Source organism: Paenibacillus sp. WLX1005 (genome assembly GCF_046603685.1).
In the GTDB taxonomy this organism is placed as follows: Bacteria; Bacillota; Bacilli; order Paenibacillales; family Paenibacillaceae; genus Saccharibacillus.
In genome coordinates this window covers 4,645,542-4,664,666 of record NZ_CP176756.1, presented here as the reverse complement: position 1 = coordinate 4,664,666, position 19,125 = coordinate 4,645,542, and the positions used below count along the sequence as shown (strand labels likewise).

At 48.4% G+C, this 19,125-nt stretch carries 13 protein-coding genes; 9 read left to right on the top strand and 4 right to left on the bottom strand.

All coding sequences use genetic code 11. The features are described from left to right. The first annotated feature begins 204 nt into the window (after positions 1–204). The 6 genes from ACE3MZ_RS19980 to ACE3MZ_RS19955 all read left to right on the top strand — a co-directional run bounded on the left by ACE3MZ_RS19980 (position 205) and on the right by ACE3MZ_RS19955 (position 7,709). Positions 205–1,128 carry a nucleoside hydrolase gene (locus ACE3MZ_RS19980; protein WP_411343856.1) on the top strand — a complete coding sequence of 308 codons (924 nt, stop codon included), beginning with the start codon at positions 205–207 and terminating at the stop codon, positions 1,126–1,128. A gap of 549 nt (positions 1,129–1,677) precedes the next feature. Further along, positions 1,678–2,475: a DeoR/GlpR family DNA-binding transcription regulator gene (locus tag ACE3MZ_RS19975; RefSeq protein ID WP_411343855.1), complete on the top strand. Its 798-nt coding sequence runs from the start codon at positions 1,678–1,680 to the stop codon at positions 2,473–2,475. 263 nt (positions 2,476–2,738) lie between these two features. Next, on the top strand, positions 2,739–4,010 hold the full coding sequence (ilvA, locus tag ACE3MZ_RS19970) for a threonine ammonia-lyase IlvA (protein ID WP_411343854.1): 1,272 nt from the start codon (positions 2,739–2,741) through the stop codon (positions 4,008–4,010). Positions 4,011–4,185: 175 nt separating this feature from the next. Next, a complete protein-coding gene (locus ACE3MZ_RS19965) occupies positions 4,186–4,485 on the top strand; it encodes a putative quinol monooxygenase (protein ID WP_411343853.1) in 300 nt (99 codons plus the stop codon). A gap of 340 nt (positions 4,486–4,825) precedes the next feature. Continuing rightward, positions 4,826–7,015, top strand: coding sequence for a S8 family serine peptidase (locus ACE3MZ_RS19960; RefSeq protein WP_411343852.1), 2,190 nt, complete (start codon positions 4,826–4,828; stop codon positions 7,013–7,015). A 46-nt stretch (positions 7,016–7,061) separates the two neighbouring features. Next, a complete protein-coding gene (locus ACE3MZ_RS19955) occupies positions 7,062–7,709 on the top strand; it encodes an S-layer homology domain-containing protein (RefSeq protein ID WP_411343851.1) in 648 nt (215 codons plus the stop codon). Between the two features lie 151 nt (positions 7,710–7,860). Here the strand turns inward: ACE3MZ_RS19955 and ACE3MZ_RS19950 are convergent, their stop codons facing one another. Further along, positions 7,861–8,820 (bottom strand): polysaccharide deacetylase family protein, encoded by a 960-nt coding sequence (locus tag ACE3MZ_RS19950; protein WP_411343850.1) that lies wholly within the window; start codon positions 8,818–8,820, stop codon positions 7,861–7,863. A gap of 465 nt (positions 8,821–9,285) precedes the next feature. Between ACE3MZ_RS19950 and ACE3MZ_RS19945 the strand changes: the two genes are divergently transcribed. Continuing rightward, the gene (locus tag ACE3MZ_RS19945; RefSeq protein ID WP_411343849.1) at positions 9,286–9,855 is read left to right on the top strand and encodes a CueP family metal-binding protein; all 570 of its coding nucleotides are present in this window, start codon (positions 9,286–9,288) and stop codon (positions 9,853–9,855) included. A 173-nt stretch (positions 9,856–10,028) separates the two neighbouring features. On the opposite strand, the gene ACE3MZ_RS19940 is transcribed toward ACE3MZ_RS19945, so the two are convergent. Further along, positions 10,029–13,199, bottom strand: a complete 3,171-nt coding sequence (locus ACE3MZ_RS19940) for an alpha-mannosidase (RefSeq protein ID WP_411343848.1) — start codon at positions 13,197–13,199, stop codon at positions 10,029–10,031. Positions 13,200–13,659: 460 nt separating this feature from the next. On the opposite strand from ACE3MZ_RS19940, the gene ACE3MZ_RS19935 reads away from it, so the two are divergent. Further along, positions 13,660–14,553 carry a DMT family transporter gene (locus tag ACE3MZ_RS19935; protein WP_411343847.1) on the top strand — a complete coding sequence of 298 codons (894 nt, stop codon included), beginning with the start codon at positions 13,660–13,662 and terminating at the stop codon, positions 14,551–14,553. A 153-nt stretch (positions 14,554–14,706) separates the two neighbouring features. On the opposite strand, the gene ACE3MZ_RS19930 is transcribed toward ACE3MZ_RS19935, so the two are convergent. Beyond that, positions 14,707–15,402, bottom strand: a complete 696-nt coding sequence (locus ACE3MZ_RS19930) for an ArsR/SmtB family transcription factor (RefSeq protein WP_411343846.1) — start codon at positions 15,400–15,402, stop codon at positions 14,707–14,709. Between the two features lie 197 nt (positions 15,403–15,599). On the opposite strand from ACE3MZ_RS19930, the gene ACE3MZ_RS19925 reads away from it, so the two are divergent. Beyond that, a complete protein-coding gene (locus ACE3MZ_RS19925) occupies positions 15,600–17,696 on the top strand; it encodes a Na+/H+ antiporter (protein WP_411343845.1) in 2,097 nt (698 codons plus the stop codon). Positions 17,697–17,927: 231 nt separating this feature from the next. Here the strand turns inward: ACE3MZ_RS19925 and ACE3MZ_RS19920 are convergent, their stop codons facing one another. Further along, positions 17,928–18,650, bottom strand: a complete 723-nt coding sequence (locus ACE3MZ_RS19920) for an HAD family hydrolase (protein WP_411343844.1) — start codon at positions 18,648–18,650, stop codon at positions 17,928–17,930. Between the last annotated feature and the right edge of the window lie 475 nt (positions 18,651–19,125).

Here is a 19,125-nt window from a genome sequence, read left to right as displayed (position 1 = left end):
CAAAAAAAATGGCTGGTTGACTATAGTACTGTGAAGCTGGAATGAATGCAATTTGAGGAATATGCTGTATATTGTGGCACATAACCTGCCGGAAGCGTTATCAATATGCAGCCCAACTACGATTTTAAATTCAGATATTGTCATTGTACTGCTGACCAACGTATTATATGAAACAACCATATATAAAGATAAGGAGATCGACAGATGAAAAAATCAGTTATTTTAGATGTAGATACCGGAATCGACGACTCGCTCGCTATTGCATACGCTGTCCATTCGCCAGAACTGGACATTCTGGGCATGACGACGGTATTCGGTAACATTACCGTTGAAGAAGCGACGCGCAATACACTGGTCGTATTGGATCAGCTGGAGCGTCCGTTGCCAGTGTATACAGGCGAAGGGAAGCCGCTGAGTCGTGATTATACGAAGCCATTTGCCCGTCATATCCACGGCGAGGATGGGATTGGCAATCAGTATCGTGAGCCGTCTGCACGTCAGGCGGAAGTATTGTCTGCACCGGAGTTTATCGTGCAGCAGGTGATGGATAATCCGGGTCAAGTTACGGTAATTGCAGTCGGTCCGCTGACCAATATTGCCCGCGCGCTTCAATTGGAGCCACGTATTGCAGAGCATATGGAGCGACTGATTATGATGGGCGGCGCAGTGACTGTACCCGGCAATGTGACGCCGTATGCAGAAGCGAATACGTATTCCGATCCAGATGCGGCAGCGCTCGTGTTTGGTTCTGGCTTGAAAGTAACGCTGGTCGGCTTGGATGTCACGATGCGTACACTGCTGACTGCTACACATCTGGAGCAATGGCGCAGCACGAACAGCAAGGTGGCGAATTTTCTCGCGGATATGACCGACTTTTATATGGAAGCATACAAAGGCTTTATTCCCGACGGTCGTGGCTGTGCACTCCATGATCCGCTTGCAGTGGGGGCCGCGATTGATGCCAGCTTTGTGCAGACGGAATCGTATCATGTGCATGTGGAGTGCGGAGACGCTACTATTTTGGGCAAAACGACTGGTGTTCATGCTGGCGATGGACCGCGTATTGATGTAGCGCTGGATGTAGATGCAGAGCGATTTGTAGCGCATTTTCTAAGTCGGATCGTTTAAATATTAGTTGTCAAAAGAGAAAGATTGCATGTGTCATAGTATGAATCGGACAAGCCGCACTCTGTATATATAGAAGTGCGGCTTTGTTATAGGTTGGTTAGAGGTATGAAGTAAGGTCAGAGTACAATCGCGAAGTGGATTCCCATTGTCTCTTGCTTTGTAGCAGTCAATCGAAACGTTTCATAACCAATTAATGTAATAAATGGAATGGATTAAAGAAATCCAAAGTCAAAATAAGAGAATACGTCCTTTTTTATTGTGACGAAACTCCAAATACGGTATATTGAAATATATGAACATTTTGCAGACGTGCAATCATAACAGGTATAAAACCATAAGCGTTTACATGCTGTTCTCATGCCCAATGATCTTTCTGTAGGCAGAACGGAATATACAAGCAAGATACTGGAATCGCAATACCTTTTCGACTGCATGTAGCCTATATTTCATTGTTGCATGCCTCAATTGTATTCTACACTGATGTTTCCACCAAAATCCGAAGCTTGCAGACCCGATTGACAATATATATAGTAAGGCCAGGTGTACTCAATGAGCAGCAAAAATCCGAGGCGACAAGATGCATTATCCGCAGCACAACGCAAACTCGAGACCCTGCGAATTCTTGAAGCGGAAGGAACAGTCCGTGTATCTGGACTGAGCCGCCGATTCAATGTGACCGAGGAGACGATTCGGCGTGATCTGGAACGTCTGGAAGTCGAAGGAATCGTTGTGCGTACGCACGGTGGCGCGGTGTTCAACCGCAACCGTGAACAATACGAATCTCCAGCAGTTCAGCGGGAGACTCAAAATATTCAAGAGAAAAAGGCGATTGTGGAACATGCACTGTCGCTCATTCAGCCGGGTGACGTTATCGCTCTGGATGCAAGCACAACCTGTTTGCATCTGGTGAAGCAGCTGCCGAACCGTCCGCTGACCGTACTCACCTATTCGCTGGCGATTGCCAATGAACTGGTGCCGAAGACAGAGATTAATGTGATTTTGATCGGCGGTTATCTGGATCGGGATTCGATGGCGAATACGGGCATTCATGCCGAGAAGATGGTCGAGAGCTATCATGTCGACAAGTTTCTGTTTTCGTGCCACGGCTTTGATCTGACGCGGGGACTAACGGAACCGTCTGAAGCACATGTACAATTAAAAAAGAAAATTATCGAGATTTCCGACGAATTGATTCTGCTGACCGATAGTTCCAAGTTTCGCCGCAAGTCGCTTGTCCGTTTTATGGGCATGGAGGATCTGCATCGTTTTATTACGGACGATCAGCTTCCAGAAGAGGCGATTCACGAGCTGGAAGAGATGGGCGTAGACGTCATCGTAGTGGAATGAAGTCTTTTGCCGCACTGGATGGAACAGGGCGGCTTTTTTGTATACGTTTTGCATATCGGGACTGATTCCATAGCCGACACACAACCTGTACTTGAAATTACACATACATAGGAGTACTTTAGAAAAATGACAGAATTCGTAATATTCAATTGCATCCGTTTCTGACAGCATGTAGTATGAGTACAGATTAAGTCCAACGGTACACAGCGTTGACAATAAAACGAAACATGACGGGATGGGCGTCTGGAGTGAGGAGAAAAGAAATGAAAGCAACGGAGGAACACAATTCGCAAACAGTCGGCATGGAGGATATTATACGGGCACATCATGTGCTGCGCGATGTTATTGTACGCACTCCGCTGCAGCGCGATGTCACATTGTCCGAGAAGTACGAATGTGATGTGTATTTGAAGCGTGAAGATATGCAGATGGTACGCTCATTCAAAATTCGTGGCTCGTACAACCGGATTCGCAGCTTGTCCGCTGACGAGCTGGAACGAGGAATCGTCTGCGCAAGTGCGGGTAACCACGCACAAGGCTTCGCTTTTTCGTGCCGTCAGCTCAATATTCGCGGCAAAGTATATATGCCAAGCACAACCCCGAACCAAAAAGTCAAAATGGTGAAAAAGTTCGGTGGTGCCAATGTGGAAGTGATTCTGATCGGTGATACGTTTGACGATGCTTATGCGGAAGCGATCAAAACATGCACCGAGCACAATATGAGCTTTATCCATCCATTTGATGATCCGCATATTATCGCGGGTAACGGTACAGTTGGCATGGAGATTATGGAAAGTCTGGATCGTCCAGCAGACTATATGTTTATTACAATCGGCGGCGGCGGTCTGGCAGCTGGCGTTGGCAAATATATTCATACGATCAGCCCGTCCACACGTCTGATTGGCGTAGAGCCACTTGGTGCGGCATCCATGAGCGAAGCGATTGCACAAAATCAAGTCGTTACGCTGGATGAGATCGACAAGTTTATCGATGGCGCAGCTGTGAAGCGGGTCGGTCAGATGACGTATGACATTTGCCGCGAAGTACTTGACGATGTGGTCAAAGTACCAGAAGGCAAAGTCTGCTCCGCGATTCTTGATCTATATAACGAAAATGCGATTGTTGCCGAGCCGGCAGGCGCATTGCCGATTGCTGCGCTCGATATGTATCGTGAGCAGATCAAAGGCAAGACGATTGTCTGTATTATCAGTGGCGGTAACAATGATATCGACCGGATGCAGGAGATTAAGGAACGCTCCCTGATCTACGAAGGTTTGAAATACTACTTCACGATCAACTTCCCGCAGCGTGCAGGCGCATTGCGTGAGTTTTTGGAAAAGGTACTTGGTCCGAATGACGATATTGCTCGTTTTGAATATACGAAAAAGCACAACAAAGAGAACGGACCGGCATTGGTCGGTATTGAGCTGAGTTCGCCGGATGACTACGGTGCACTCATTCAGCGTATGGAAGATCACGGCATTCGCTATGTAGAGTTGAACCGCGATCCGAATCTGTTCAATCTATTGATCTGATGCAGATATGCCCGGTAGAATGGTTGATCTTCAACCGCTGCCGGGCTATTTTTCATGTGAAGAATACGGCTTGCAATGTGCTGAATAAGGCGGCGTTTGGTTTTTAGATCGAAATGATCTATACTATATAAAGTAAGCAACATACAGTTGATAACCGATGAGGAGGAACCACCCTATGTTTATTATTCATGCCAATATGCTGATCAAACCGGAAAAAGTAGATGAATTTCTCACACAAGTGGATGCGCTATTGACAGCATCCCAAGCCGAAGAAGGCAATATTAGCTACGTACTGAAACGCGATGTGAAGCAGGATAACCTGTTCACAATGGTAGAAGAATGGAAAGACAATGAAGCGATTCAAGCGCATAATGGTACTGCTCATTTCCAGAAATTCGTTCAGGATATGCAGCAATTTGCGGCAGCACCACTGGATGTTAAAGTATTTGAAGGTACGGAAGTAAAACGCGGTTAATGCACGCCCCAATTGTCATATGTATGTAATTTGAATACCGATATGATAATGTTTGTATACAAAATAGAAATTCCCATCCTCCTTTGTGAAAAAGGGGGATTTTTTTATAGTTGCTATACATAAAGCCAGATACACGTCCGATATATCTCACTAAGTTAGCTTGTCGAATAAACTCGAATGATTACGGAGAAAGATAGCATCCTCTTTTCTATATACCAGTTCTTTATGTACCGAATCCATTTGCAGGGCGGCGACATTCCAGCTATCCACAGCACCATCCACTATATAGACCGGCAGCAATACGTATTGCGTTCAAGCCGGATGGGAGGAAACAAACAGCATGAGGAAAAAGACAATGACTCTGTGGATCGCTTCGTTATTTACCGTGTCCTGCCTCGTTGGCACGACATCGGCATACGGACCGAATCAGGCATTCGCCGCAGGTGCGGAGCAGGATGTTATCGTTGTATACAAAAACGAGGACGGCAAAGAAGCCGTGCTGGATCAAAGCGTAGAAGTACAGCACGAATTTGAGACAGTGCCTGCTGTATCAGCAACCGTGACGCAGGCTGACCTGAACGATCTGGTCAATGACCCGAATATTGCTTATGTGGAACGCAATGTTCCCTTTCAATTAACAGATGACGAGATTACGCCGCTGGCAAGCACCGATCCGGTAAATGCCAATGAACAATCGCGTTGGAATTACCAAGCAGAGCAACCGAATCTGGAATGGGCAAAAGGCTATAATGGTTCCGGCATCAAGGTTGCTGTTATCGATTCCGGTATCGCGTCGCACTCCGAATTGACGGTAGCTGGCGGTGTATCGACAGTCGATTATACGACTTCTTATGCCGACGATAATGGGCACGGTACACACGTCGCCGGTATTATCGCCGCTCACAATAATGACGGTCAGGTGACTGGTATGGCACCGGGCGTACAGCTATATGTGATCAAAGCGATGGGTTCGGATGGCAAAGGGAATCTACAGGATGTGCTGGAAGGCGTCGATTGGGCGATCCAGAATCATATGAATGTGATTAACCTATCGCTTGGTACGGAATATGATTCCCAGTTGCTGCACAATATGCTGGATCAAGCGTATCAGGACGGTATCATTGTCATCGCCTCAGCAGGCAACAGCGGTTCTGGTACAGATACGGTCAACTATCCTGCCAAATACAGCAGCGTGATCGCAGTTGCAGCGGTTGATCAAAATCTGCAACGCGGTAGCTTTTCCTCAACTGGTCCCAAAGTAGAAGTAGCCGCACCGGGTGTAGATATTATCTCCACCTATTTGAATAACGGATATGCAATCGCTAGCGGTACATCACAGGCGGCGCCACATGTCGCTGCGATGGCAGCGATTTTGAAGCAGGAAAATCCATCCTTATCCGCATCGGCACTGCGTAGCAAGTTGCAGGATTACGCTGTCGATCTTGGAACAGCAGGACGGGATAACGAATATGGATATGGCTTTGTCACCTTCCGTCCGAAAATGGATACAACGGCACCGGGCGAAGTTAGTCAGCTGCAAGCAAGTCAGATCGGCACCGACACGATTACATTCAAATGGCAAAATCCAGCGGATAGCGACTTTGCCGGTGTACATGTCTATGACAGCAGCAGCCAGCTTGTTCAAACCGTACAAAACAATGTATATACCGCGCAAGGATTAACGCCAGATACTATATACAGCTTTACAATGAAAACATTTGACCAAAAAGGCAATGAATCCGCAGGTAAAAGTGTAAGTGCAAAAACGTCTGCACTGGAATCATCTGCGAATACGCCAAGCAATAGCCCGACTGAATCCGTAAATACAATACCGACACCGACGGTCACACCAACGCCAGTCGTTACACCGACTCCTGTTGTAGCTGTACCGGTCGTAACTACCCCAGCACCGACAGATCAAGTAGCAATTGTACCTGCTGCTGGTGGCGGCGGAGGCGGGGGCGGTGGTGGAGGAGGCGGTGCAGCAGCACCACGCCCAGCTACCGTAACTACACCTGCCGCTCAGACACCAACCGCATCACTCACACCGACACAGAAGGCGCAGCAGCAGTTAAGCAACGCTAAAACATCTGGCAAAGCCGCAGATGTGATCAAAGCCGGTTTTGCCGGTCGTGGATTGAACGATGCCAGCTTCAATAAGCAACTGTCGCAATTGAAGCAAAGTCTCGGTATCAAAGACTTACCGACACGCAGTAGCTTGCCGAATACCGTTCCTGTCCGCATTAGCTTGCAAGTTGCTACGCAGAACAGTCAGTACAAATATATCGATCCAACGACGATCAATACGGACAATGTCATCGTATTGGACAGCAGCGGCAACGCCATAGGCAATGTGAAGCTGGATGTAAAATTCAATCGTATCTTCATTACGCCAACAACCGGTAGCTTCAGCTCTGGTCAGACGTACACCGTTGTACTGGAAAAAGGCGTGAAAGGCAAAGCATCCGCCAATACCGATCAATCCAATGCACTGACCAACCCGCTCATTCTGCAATTTACTACCCGATAAGATCATTCATCACGGCATGCCGCTAGATGAGGAAAGGTGTACAATCATGAATAAACAAACACTGGCAGGATTGCTGCTTAGTCTGTGCCTGTTACTCACCATAACCGTTGCCTTGCCAGCTCAGCAAGCACAGGCGGCGGACGGAACGCTCTTTTCCGATGTATCGAACAGTTACTGGGCACATGATACGATTGAATGGGGCGTCAACGCCGGTCTGGTCAAAGGGTATGCAGATGGCACCTTCAAGCCGAGCAAGACGGTAACAGAAGCTGAATTTCTGGCAATGCTCATCCGTTCGTATGAACCGGAAGTGACCGCGAGCAGCAAAGGCAACTGGGCATCTCCCTATTATGTTCGCGCCAAAGCGCTCCGTTATCCGGTATCCAGCTATACCGATCTATCCTCCCGCAGCAAAGTCATTACCCGTGCCAAAGTCGCTGAGCTGATCTCGGCAGCGGACGGTGTGAATTTTAGTGGCGACGATGCGATTCGCTATCTGCTGGCATTTGGGCTGGCGAACGGTAGCGATGCCGGGCAGGCGACGGTATCTTCGTTTAAAGGAAATCAGTCGTTGACTCGTGCCGAAGCATTGCAATTTATAAAAAACTTCGTTGATTACGGTGCAGGCGGTCTGCTGGATCGTCCACAGGAAGCATCCAATGCGTCAGATATTCCGGCGGTAGCGAATCGTTGATGCAGTTGTATCTGTTTCCATACAAATGATGTATACAATATAAAAAGCCTCTTTTCCATATGCAACAGGTATACCCTATAGGGTTGCCAAATTGCACAGGAAAAGAGGCTTTTTGCGATGAGAGATATGATGAGTATAGTGTTATATTTTGCTAAAATGCGACCGGTGCTGAGCCGTCAGGATCGTGATCCATATGCAGCAGTTCCGGCAGGTTGGTGGTGGAAATGACGGTCAGACGCTTCAACTGATATGGATCATCGCCGGGGCGAACAAAGCCCTGGTGGACGGTGAACGCCATCCGGTAACCAGACTCTTTGAGCGCATAGATCATTTGCATTCGGAAGTCACCGAATGGATAAGCAAAATATGGTGTGTCAATGCCTGCTTGCGCGCGCATGATTTTGTCATCTGCCATAAATTTGTCCTGATCCATACCTGCGGCATAATCGTCACCGCAATGAAGTGGAGCTTTGAAGTGCAGGTTGTACGTATGGCTGTTGAACTCAAATACATCGCTGCTCTCTTTCATCTCGGCACGCGATACATAGCTCGTTTTGGACGGATTGAACGTTTGCGTCGTTGACTGGATTTTGGAGCCGACGACAAACATCGTTGCGTGAAAGCCGTACTTTTTCATAATCGGATAGGCGTAGATCATATTGTTCTGGTAGCCGTCGTCAAAGCTAAGTACAACCGTATTCTCCGGCAGTGTCTTTTGCTCATCGACGTATTGCTCCAGTTCTTGCAAGGTCGCGGTATGGTAGTGGTTGTCATGCAGATACTGCATATCTTTCTCAAACGCTTCCAGATTGATGATGGAATTGTTATTCGGCTCTGTGTTGTATTTTGCCGGAACGATGTAATGATACATGAGCACAGGCACCTTGTCAGCAGTACCTTGTGGCACCACATAATCGGCTGCGAGCGCGACATTGCGTTGATCCAGCACATCGCGATGCTCCAGATAGAAGGCTTCATTTTTGGCGGCGACCCATGAACTGCATATTTTGTGGGCTACAACCGAAGATTTGGGGAAATTCACCCCGAGCACATAGACGACGAGCAGCATCGCCAGCAGGGCGAACATATACTTTTTCCAAGGCTTACGCATGCTTTTAGGTATGTCTCCTTTGATGTTAATATACGGGCAGCAAACGGCGTTGCGGCGCCAATCCTCATTTATCTTAAAACAATTGATTGTGCGAAAAGTTACATTCCGGCTGAAGAATAGTAACAGGATGGCGGTTGACTTTTGGTTTCATACATGTTTATCGGCGGACAGCCGCAGCCATTGTACCGGTTTTCGTTTTTTAGTTATATCAGAAATATATGTGAAAAGTGTGTGAGAAGGCATAAACCAGACTATGCCAAATGTAACAGCCTTTACTAGTTGTTGTTCGCTATAGTAGACAGGAGCCAGCAAACGGCACGCATCTTGATGCTGAAACGTGCTATATGTGATAGATAAAGTCTTCTTTTTGTATAGTAATGAATTACATTGTATGTAAGCTATAAGTAAAACGCCAATCAAACGAAAAAGTTTCGTTTGACCTCAATGATAAGGAGGAACATGAAGATGAAGCGCTATTCTATTGTTATGTTTGCACCCGCGGCTCTGTTGTTAGCGGTTGTGACTGCATGCAGTTCCGGTACACCAGCCGCATCGCATACACCGACAAAAGTGAGTTCGCTTTCCCTTGCTCCTGCGCAAGTGAAGCAGCTGGTACAGCAGATTAGCAGCAAGCAAGGAGAAGGCAAGGAAGTGGAGTCTGCATCGATCACATCATATCAATTACAGGTTACGGCAAATGGACAGCAAACCCAGTATGATTTGCCACAGGATGAATATTTCGTTTCGATTGCGCCCTATCTTCAGCAGACGCATGATTGTCAGATTCACAGTCTGACTGGCTGTCAGGGTGAGCTGACAAATCAGGAGTTTGTGCTGACGATTACAGATTCATCCGGCACCATCATGATGAATCAACAGAAGCAGGTGTCCGGCGATAACGGATTTATCGATCTATGGTTGCCGCGTAATGATACATATACCGTCAAGGTAGAACAAGACGGCAAAACGGCGGAGCAGACCATCTCGACATTTGCCAATGACGATACCTGTATATCCACAATGCAATTGAGTTAACCATTGGGCTAAGTGGAGTGGGTATGAGCAGAGATACAGTGTATGGAATGCAGCAATATATATAACAAAACAAATAACAAGCACCGACGCTCTTTTCCTTGTTGAAAAGAATGTCGGTGCTTGTTGTTATACTCAAATTGCGAAACGCTGATCACATCTGATGCTATTAGTATCTAGCGTTTGTCATCCAACTGAATCTCGAATGTCTGGATCTCGTATGGTTCCAGTACAAACTGGATACTGTCTGCTTGTGTCCAATCTTCCTGCTCCGGCTTCTCCATCAGATTGCACTCGCGATAACTCGTAATACCGAGCTCGCTATGCAGTTGCAGACGTTGACGACTGCCAGAGTAGTCGTGTACACGCAGGATGATATGACCGCTGTCTTCCGCTTTTTTGACGGCAGAGATCATGGCGGTTGTATGAGACAGCGTGAACAACGAGCGAGTGGGAGTAGCTGCGCTGCCCTCGCTATAACGAAGCGGGCTGTTTAGCGCCCATGCAGCAGGTACAGTACCACCTTGCAACCAGTCGCCTTCATGCGGCAGTAGGGAATACGTAAATTCATGATGCCCTTGATCGGCTTCTATGTCTGGGTGGATGGCGCATTTGATCAGCGACAGACGCAGCACATTATGTTTGATATCGTAGCCGTATTTGCAATCGTTTAACAGACTGACACCATAGCCGCGGTCGGACAAGTCTGCCCACTGGTGACCAACCGATTCGAAGCGTGCGGTATCCCAGCTCGTATTCCAATGGGTTGGGCGCTTCACGTTGCCGTACTGAATGTCGTATGTCGCTTCGGTAGAACGCACATTGACCGGGAATGCGACTTTTAACAATTGCTGACGTTCCTGCCAATCGGCTTCGGTCACAAAGTCAATGCGGCGGTCATCTGCGTATACAATCATCTGCTGGCGAATCGTCGATTGTCCTACGCTCCATACAAACTGGATCACCGTGCGCAGCATGCCGGTTTCTAGCACTTCGGTATGGGTGAGCTGCTGTACTTCCTTCATTTTCTCCTGATAATAAATATCGATATCCCACGCATCAAAATTCAGCGGCTTATCCTCGAACAATTGCAGCACATTGCCTTTGGCTCCATCTGCTAGCACCTCACGGTCTGCCTGACGATCATACAGTCTTGTTAATTGACCATATTCATTCCATTCCAACTCGTAAAATGGTGTCAGAACGCGCTGTTGCTCTACCGTAAATGGAGACGCGTATTCCGGCGTGTCTGTAGCAGAATCCAGTGTGATCGTCGTGTAGCCAAGGGAAGGTACTTCCTTTACATGCACGACCCAATGATCATGCTTGAGCTGGGCAGACAGTGCATTGCCGTTAGCATCTGTCCAACTGCCGGTTTGCGCCTCTGTATGCGCCGGAATGACCAGCACACCATCGCTTGCCCATGGAGCAGAATTCCAGACAGTATACGTTGAAGAAGCTGACGACTGGGCGGCATCGGTATGATCTGTAACTAGCGTCTGCTGTGCCTGCCGAAGCGCATCGGTGCCGATCTGCCATGCTTCTGCATATTCCACGGTGCTGTCCTCATACACCTCGCGAATAGACGAACCGGGGATTATATCGTGGAACTGGTTGCGCAGCACGATTTTCCAGCCATCATTCAATTGCTGCTGCGGATAGGATGACCAATCTGTACTGGTAGCACTTTGCCAGACGTTAAGCCATTCCGCTTCCCGATACAATAATTCCAGCTTGCGGTTCATACGTTTATTGTATGCCTGACTTGTATACGTGCCGCGATGGTATTCCAAATACAGCTCGCCATCCCAAGTGTGCACATAGCTGTCGGTATTGTTCACCGTATCCTGCAAGCGGCGGAAATAATCGCCTGCGGTGCCCGTATCCAGATGTGGCAAGCCCGGCATCCGGTCGATCCGTCGGCGCATTTCTAGCATCGTTCGATTGACGCCACCACCGCCGTCGCCGTATCCATATGAGACGAGCAGCTCACGGTTCATTTCTTTGTCACGATATGCTTCCCAGCTGCCCTTGATCGTCTTCGGTACGAGTTGACCATTATACGTGTAAAACCATGAGCCTGGCTCTGACCATGGCTCAGTCGTTGTAATAAAATGGGTCAACACTTCGGAACCGTCAATGCCGCGCCAGTGAAAGGTATCATGCGGCATCCGGTTGTACTGATTCCAGCTAATCTTAGTCGTCATAAACGTATGAATGCCGGACTTTTTCAAAATCTGCGGCAATGCCCAGCTATAGCCGAACACATCAGGTAGCCATAGATAGTCATTTTCCACGCCAAACTCTTCACGGAAAAAGCGCGTACCGAGCAGCAGCTGACGAGTCAGCGATTCGCCGCTAGTCAGGTTACAGTCCGCTTCCAGCCACATAGCACCGCCTGCTTCCCAGCGACCTTCGGCAATCTTTTGCTTGATCTGTTCATACAGCTCTGGTGCATCCTGCTTCACATAGTCATACAATTGTGGCTGAGTTTGCAAAAAGACATATTCCGGGAACTTGTCCATCAGCCGCATAACGGTAGAGAAGGAACGAATCGCCTTTTCACGTGTATGCTTGAGTCGCCATAACCAAGCGACATCGATATGTGTATGACCAAGCGCCGTCAGCTTGACCGAAGAATGCTTGCCAATTTCGCTAACCATCTGTTCTAATCGTTCGCTCGCTTCGGAAACGCTCTCATAAAATACTTCTGATCCCGGCTCTGTCCAGTCGATCAGGCGAAAGGCACGATCCAACGCGCGCAGCAGATCGGCGCGCTCTGGTGCATGTTCATCCAGCACCGCAACCGTCTCGATGACCGTCATGCCGGTATAATACAGATTGTCCGCTGCTTCATCCAGCCAGCACAGTTCGGCTGTTTTCAATTCATGTGTTTGCAAGCGTGGTTGTCCGCCGCCTTCCAGCCCCGTCCACAAACGAAAGGTCAACTGCTGGGTCTGTCCGGCAGCGGTATCCGGTAGAAAGACCTCCATGTGATTGGAATCCACACCTTGATACGGCTGACCGTTCACATACAGCAACGATTCAAAGCCGGAATTGGTGCCACCACCTGTTTTGCCAAAATGAAAACGTCCGAGAATCTGCTTGCCCTGCCATTGTGCAGGTACATCTACACTGGCTGCGAGCCATAAATAGCGGTCGCGTCCGCTCCAGCTATCGCCCAGATTCATCGTTGTCCATTGTTCGTCCGGCTGCGGTGCCGCTCCGTGAATCTGTTGACCTTCGTCTTCCAACGCCTGAAAAGAAGAGAATATAATGGCTTCCCGATAACGATAACCGTCCAGCTCACGCAGACGGGATGTGATCTTTTGCTCTGTCAAAAACATACCTTCACTCCTTGATCATTGGTAGATTTCCGTTACTCAATCGGTGAATACATTCGTATGCCTATGCAATAGTTGAGGTAGATCATTACGGTTTCTTCGATATCATATTGTCATAGGAAGCATTCCAGCACAATATGTCATCTCTGAAGTCCGCAGAACACTGCAAATACGACATACCTGTGTGTGTATAGAATCTTGAAAACGCGGAGCATACAGCTATTCTGCGTTGTATCAGAGCAAAAGCTACATATTTCTCGTATTTTACGATTTCTAGCCCAATGTAATCCACATTTCGATCACCGCTGAAGATGTCTCACGATATAATCATGTCAGCGCGTAGCAAATATGACGTTTGCAACATATAAATGGGTAATGACATACCATCTATGTGATGCGGAATGATGCTTATTCGGCAGCTGCATGATGCGTCTGCTGAAGCATAACTAAAGGAGAGAAATAGATGAATCGGATTCACATGCTGGTATTGATTGTATTGACTACCTTCCTGATGGGGTCATCGTTTGCTATCGGGAAAATGGGATTGGTGTACGCATCGCCACTGCTGCTGGCAGGTGTACGCTTTCTCATTGCTGGGCTTATTATGGCGGTGCTGGTGCGTGTGCTGCGTCAGCAACATCCGAACAACGCGGCAGACTGGGGGAAGATGCTGCTGATCGGGGCTTTTCAGACGGCAGGGGTGATGGGCTGTGTGTTTATTAGTTTGCGCACGATTACGGCAGGGGAATCGTCGATTCTGACATTTACCAATCCGCTGCTGGTGGTCGTGTTTGGCACCTTGTTTGCTGGTATGCGCTATCGGTGGTATCAGTGGATCGGTGTGCTGCTGGGGCTGATCGGGGTGAGTATTACGGTCGGTGCCCAGCTGCAATGGAAGATCGGTCTAGTGTTCGGTCTGGCTTCCGCGGTATCCTGGGCGACGGCGACACTGCTTGTGAACCGCTGGGGTAGCGGGTTGAACACATGGGTGCTATCGGCGTACCAGATGCTGGGTGGTGGCGTGATTTTGTTAGTGTGTAGTCCGTTGTTGGAGCAGCCGTTTTTCATCTGGACAGGTGCGTCGGTTTTGATCTTGTTATGGCTGAGTCTGATGTCTTCGATTGTACAGTTTGCGGGCTGGTATTATGTACTGCAAAACAGTGATCCGGGGCGTACGAGTGCCTTTCTGTTTTTGGCACCGTTTTTCGGCGTATTGACTGGATGGTTGCTGCTGGGTGAGTCTTTGTATCCGTCGCTGATTACAGGCGGCATATGTATTCTGGCGGGGATCTATTTGGTGAATCGACGCTTTGGCACGAGGGAAGTACCTCAGCTGCAAGGAGAAGGGGATCGTTGATTACCCGTGATGCAAAGTTAACTAGTTTGGCGAGATAAACGATAATTTGCGACGAACGACGAAAAGAGCAGGACGGAGAATGATTCGCCGTACTGCTCTTTTTGTAATGTCTGGTGTTGAAAATTAGCGTCGAATCATCCGTCCAACGTTTGCTTAACGAACATCTAGCTGCACGCCGAAATGCCGATCAAACGCAGCCTGCCCAGCGCCAGTCACCGTTACCGCTCGAATGCCCGGCACGCGTTCAATCCAACCATGATCCAGACACAGATGCAGCAGCCCGAATCCAAGTGCACCGCCCAGATGATGCTGACGCTCACTCCAATCGAGACAAGCATGGGCAAAAGCGCGGCGTTTGCGTCGCAGTTGCGGTACATCCATACCGAGCCTAGCAAAAAAGTCTTCTCCTGTCGTACTAATCTCAAACTCGCCATCTGTAGCTACTAGATGCCCGTGTTGCACCAGCGCCGTTGTCAGCGTCACACCTAGCTGCCCTGCCAGATGATCGTAGCAAGTACGTCCGTAGCGTAGCCGATCCATTTGCTGGGATTGTGTTAACGAGCGCACTTCTGGCACCGGGCAGATGGCGAGGAATTGCTCTAGTGTCTGCGCCATCTCACGGCTGGATAAACGATAGTAGCGATAACGACCGTGCTTTTCCATACTGACCCAGCCTTGCTCGTTCAGACGCGCTAGATGGAAGCTGGCAGTTTGCGGTGTGATCGAGGCGGCATGAGCCAGCTCGCCAGCAGTATGAAATCGTCCGTCGAGCAGCGCGGTCAGCATATTGGCACGTGAAGGCTCGCCCAGAATGACGGCAACATTGGATATATTGGAATGAAGGGTCATAATACTTGCTCCTTTCAGTAGAGATTACATTCATATTTCGATACTTATTTAATTATAGTATACATAGAAAAGCAAACCTATACAGCATCCGTTTCTCTACTTGCCTAGCATGGTAAAATAAAGATAGACCTGACAACCGGCTGAATGCTGTGTTGATCGGCGGGGCAATCTTCCGCCATTATCGAAAGGGGAGAGCTATGGAGCATTTTATTGCAGTGCTTGTTATTTTATTTTTTATCGGCATCTCCAACGTGCTGAATCGGCTAGTCCCCTTTGTACCGGTGCCACTATTCCAAATTGTACTTGGAATCGGGGTTGCCTTATTCGGGTTAAAGGTGGAGCTGGACCCGGAGCTATTTTTGGTGCTGTTTATCGCGCCGCTATTGTATAACGATGCACGTCAGACGCCGCGCAATGAGCTATGGCATCTGCGGGTGCCGATTATTTTGCTGGCGTTTGGCTTGGTATTTGTGACCGTCATTGTCGGCGGGTATGCGATCCATTATCTGATCCCAAGTATTCCGCTTCCGGCTGCATTTGCGCTGGCGGCGATTTTGTCGCCGACGGATGCGGTAGCGGTCGGCTCATTGGCGAAACGGATTCATTTGCCGGGTTCGATTCATCGGCTGCTGGAGGGCGAATCACTGCTGAATGACGCTTCCGGACTGGTTGCGTTCAAATTTGCGGTTGCCGCTATGGTAACAGGCACCTTTTCCCTCTGGCAGGCGTCTCTGAATTTCCTGCTGGTTGCGCTGGGCGGCTTGGCGATTGGAACGCTGGCATCGTTTGTGCTCATTCGCTGTCAGGTGATGGTGCGTAAATGGGGGATGGAGGATATTACCGTCCATGTGCTGTGGCAGATTTTGACTCCGTTTGTCATTTATTTGCTCGCGGAGGAAGTAGGGGTATCTGGTATCCTGGCAGTCGTCGCAGGTGGTATCGTCTATGCGATGGAAAAGGATCGCGCCGAATCGGTACAGCTCAAAATGCAGATTGTCTCGACAAGTACATGGTCGGTCATTGTGTATACGCTGAACGGATTAGTATTTATGATTCTCGGGTTGCAGATTCCAGAAGTGATGGGCAGCATTTTCACCAATCCAGAGTTCAATAATGGGCTGGTATTAGGCTATGTGGCGCTCATTACGCTGCTCCTGTATGTGCTGCGATTTATCTGGATTTATTGTTATTGGAACGTTCGTTATGTCATGAGTCGTCAGATGGATGATAAACGTCCAGATGTACGCGGGATTTTGTTAACGTCCTTATCGGGGGTGAGGGGCGCGCTAACATTGGCGGCTGCCTTTTCGATTCCGTATGTGCTGGATGACAATTCGGCATTTCCGCAGCGGGAATTGATTCTGTTCATCGCCGCAGGCGTGATTTTGCTGTCACTGGTGCTGGCAAGTCTGCTGCTGCCATTACTGTCTCCTACACCAGAGGCGACGGAGATGACACCAGCAGATGTTGCAGGGCAGAACAAGATGCGGCGCAAATTTGCCGAAGACCAGATTCGGATGAAAATTCTGTCTGCGGCTGTGCAATCGGTCGAATCCAGTACAAATGATTCTAACCGTGATGCTGCCAAAATGCTAATCTCGGACATTACGCAGTACATGTTCAAGCAGAATAGCTTGCAGCCAGCAACGCTACTGCACGATGCGAACTTGAATCAGCAGGAGATTGAGATGTACATGACCGCGATTCAGGCGGAGCGTAAAGTGGCACGTCAGATGCGGGATAACGGTGAGATTACGCCAGAGCTGGCGATGGAATTTGAATACCGGCTGGATCGCATTCAGAATGTGTTGACTGATCGGATGGATACAGGGATTGCCGAATGTGTGGACAAATGGAAAGGGATGCTGCCGATGCACGTACCCGTACCAATTGGTCCTGCCAAAGATGCGGAGAACGACGAGCAGCCTGATAGCGAAGCCGTTCCGATCAGCAAACTGGACAAAATCCGCATGCTCAAGCATCTCAAGCTGCAATCCTGTCCGGCAGCGATTGAGGCGATTCGCAGTCGCATGACTGACCAGAATGAGGAAGCAGCGGAGAAAGTCATTTCTCGTTATCGCAAAATTATGAGCTCCATCCAGTATTTTAACGAAAAGATCGCCCCGGATATTACCCTGGATGAGAATAAGCTCAACCTGATCACTAGCGCGGTGCAAAATCAGCGTGATACGGTACAGGAATTGTACGAAAGCGGTGAGATCGATCGGCAGTATGCGCGTAAGATGCGCAGTTTTGTTCAGGATTTGGAGAAATGGATTCTGATGGAGACGTAAGCTACGACATCGTATAATAGGTAGAACAGAAGCAGAATATTTCGTTGCATATGCCTCATCTCTGACTGTACGTGTCAGTAACTTTCTCTAAAAATTAGACTTTTAACGGTAAAGATGGTAAATTATTGTGCATAGAGACCATACTGTGCAAAAAGAACCGGAACAATGCGTTCCGGTTCTTTTTTATGTTCCTATGTGATTGTAGGTGGCTGGAACGACTGGAACATACGCTTATTTCCCTGCCGTCTTCGCCCAAATCGTCTTCACCACATCCAGCACACTATCGTCCTTATCCACCACATAATCCGGCTGGAACTCCGCATCACTTGGAATAGTCTGCTGATGGCGATTGATCCAGATCGAATACCAGCCTGACTGCTTGGCGCCGACGACATCGTTAGTATATGAGTCGCCGAGATAATACGTATCGGACGGCTGAATGTGCATGCCCTGCTCGACGACACGGAAAATGCCCGGATCAGGCTTGGCGATGCCGACTTTGCCAGAAATGAACACATCCTGCGGCTGTACCCAGCGCTCCATACGCAGTTGCCGCACCTTGTCCGCCTGATGCTGAGCAGGACCATTCGTAATAATTCCGATCCGTAGCCCCTGATCACGCGCAAAATTCAATGCTTCTTCCATCCGTGGATCGACGCGTAGTCGCTGCTGATTATCCGCATAACACTGTTGAAAGCTAATCGCTTCGTCTTCTGGAATATCAATTCCGAGATCGGCAAAGGCATGGGTAATCCGATAAATATGCATCTGCTGATCGGTCATATCGCCACGACTGACCTGCTCAAACACCTCATCACTATACAATCGACTGCGAATGAACAGATCATCCAGTGAGCAGCCATAATTGTAGCTACCGAACGTATGCCGGTACGCTTCTCCAAACGGTTCCAGCTGATCGTACAACGTATCATCTACATCGAATATGAGATTCATTTCTATAATCCTCCTGTAAAATAACCGGTCCAGTATGGTATCCATGGTTAGAATTGACGCGTCTATCCCGTACTTGACGAAAGGAACACTTACGGTTGTCTTAGGCTGTACGTTAGACGGTTTGACGCGAATGGTACTGTGTTGAAGCAAATACATAAAGTGTCATATACAGAGCCGTATGCAATGACATCATCATTATGGCACTTTTTGCACAATAGTATTTACCCTCATTTGATTGTTTTCCTATCATACACTGCTACTGCAAGTGTTTGCACATCGGAAAGTGGGGGTAAGCCATTGTATTGTATACCCGCGCCAATTAAGATAGACTGTAACCGTGATTCATTGTAGAACATGGACAGTATTTGGGTATCAATAGCATGAGGGATGAGCAGAACGGTACGGAATCATCCAGCCTGACTATCGACAGGAGGCACACATGGCACCCTGCCAAGCCCGCAGAGACAGGAGGATA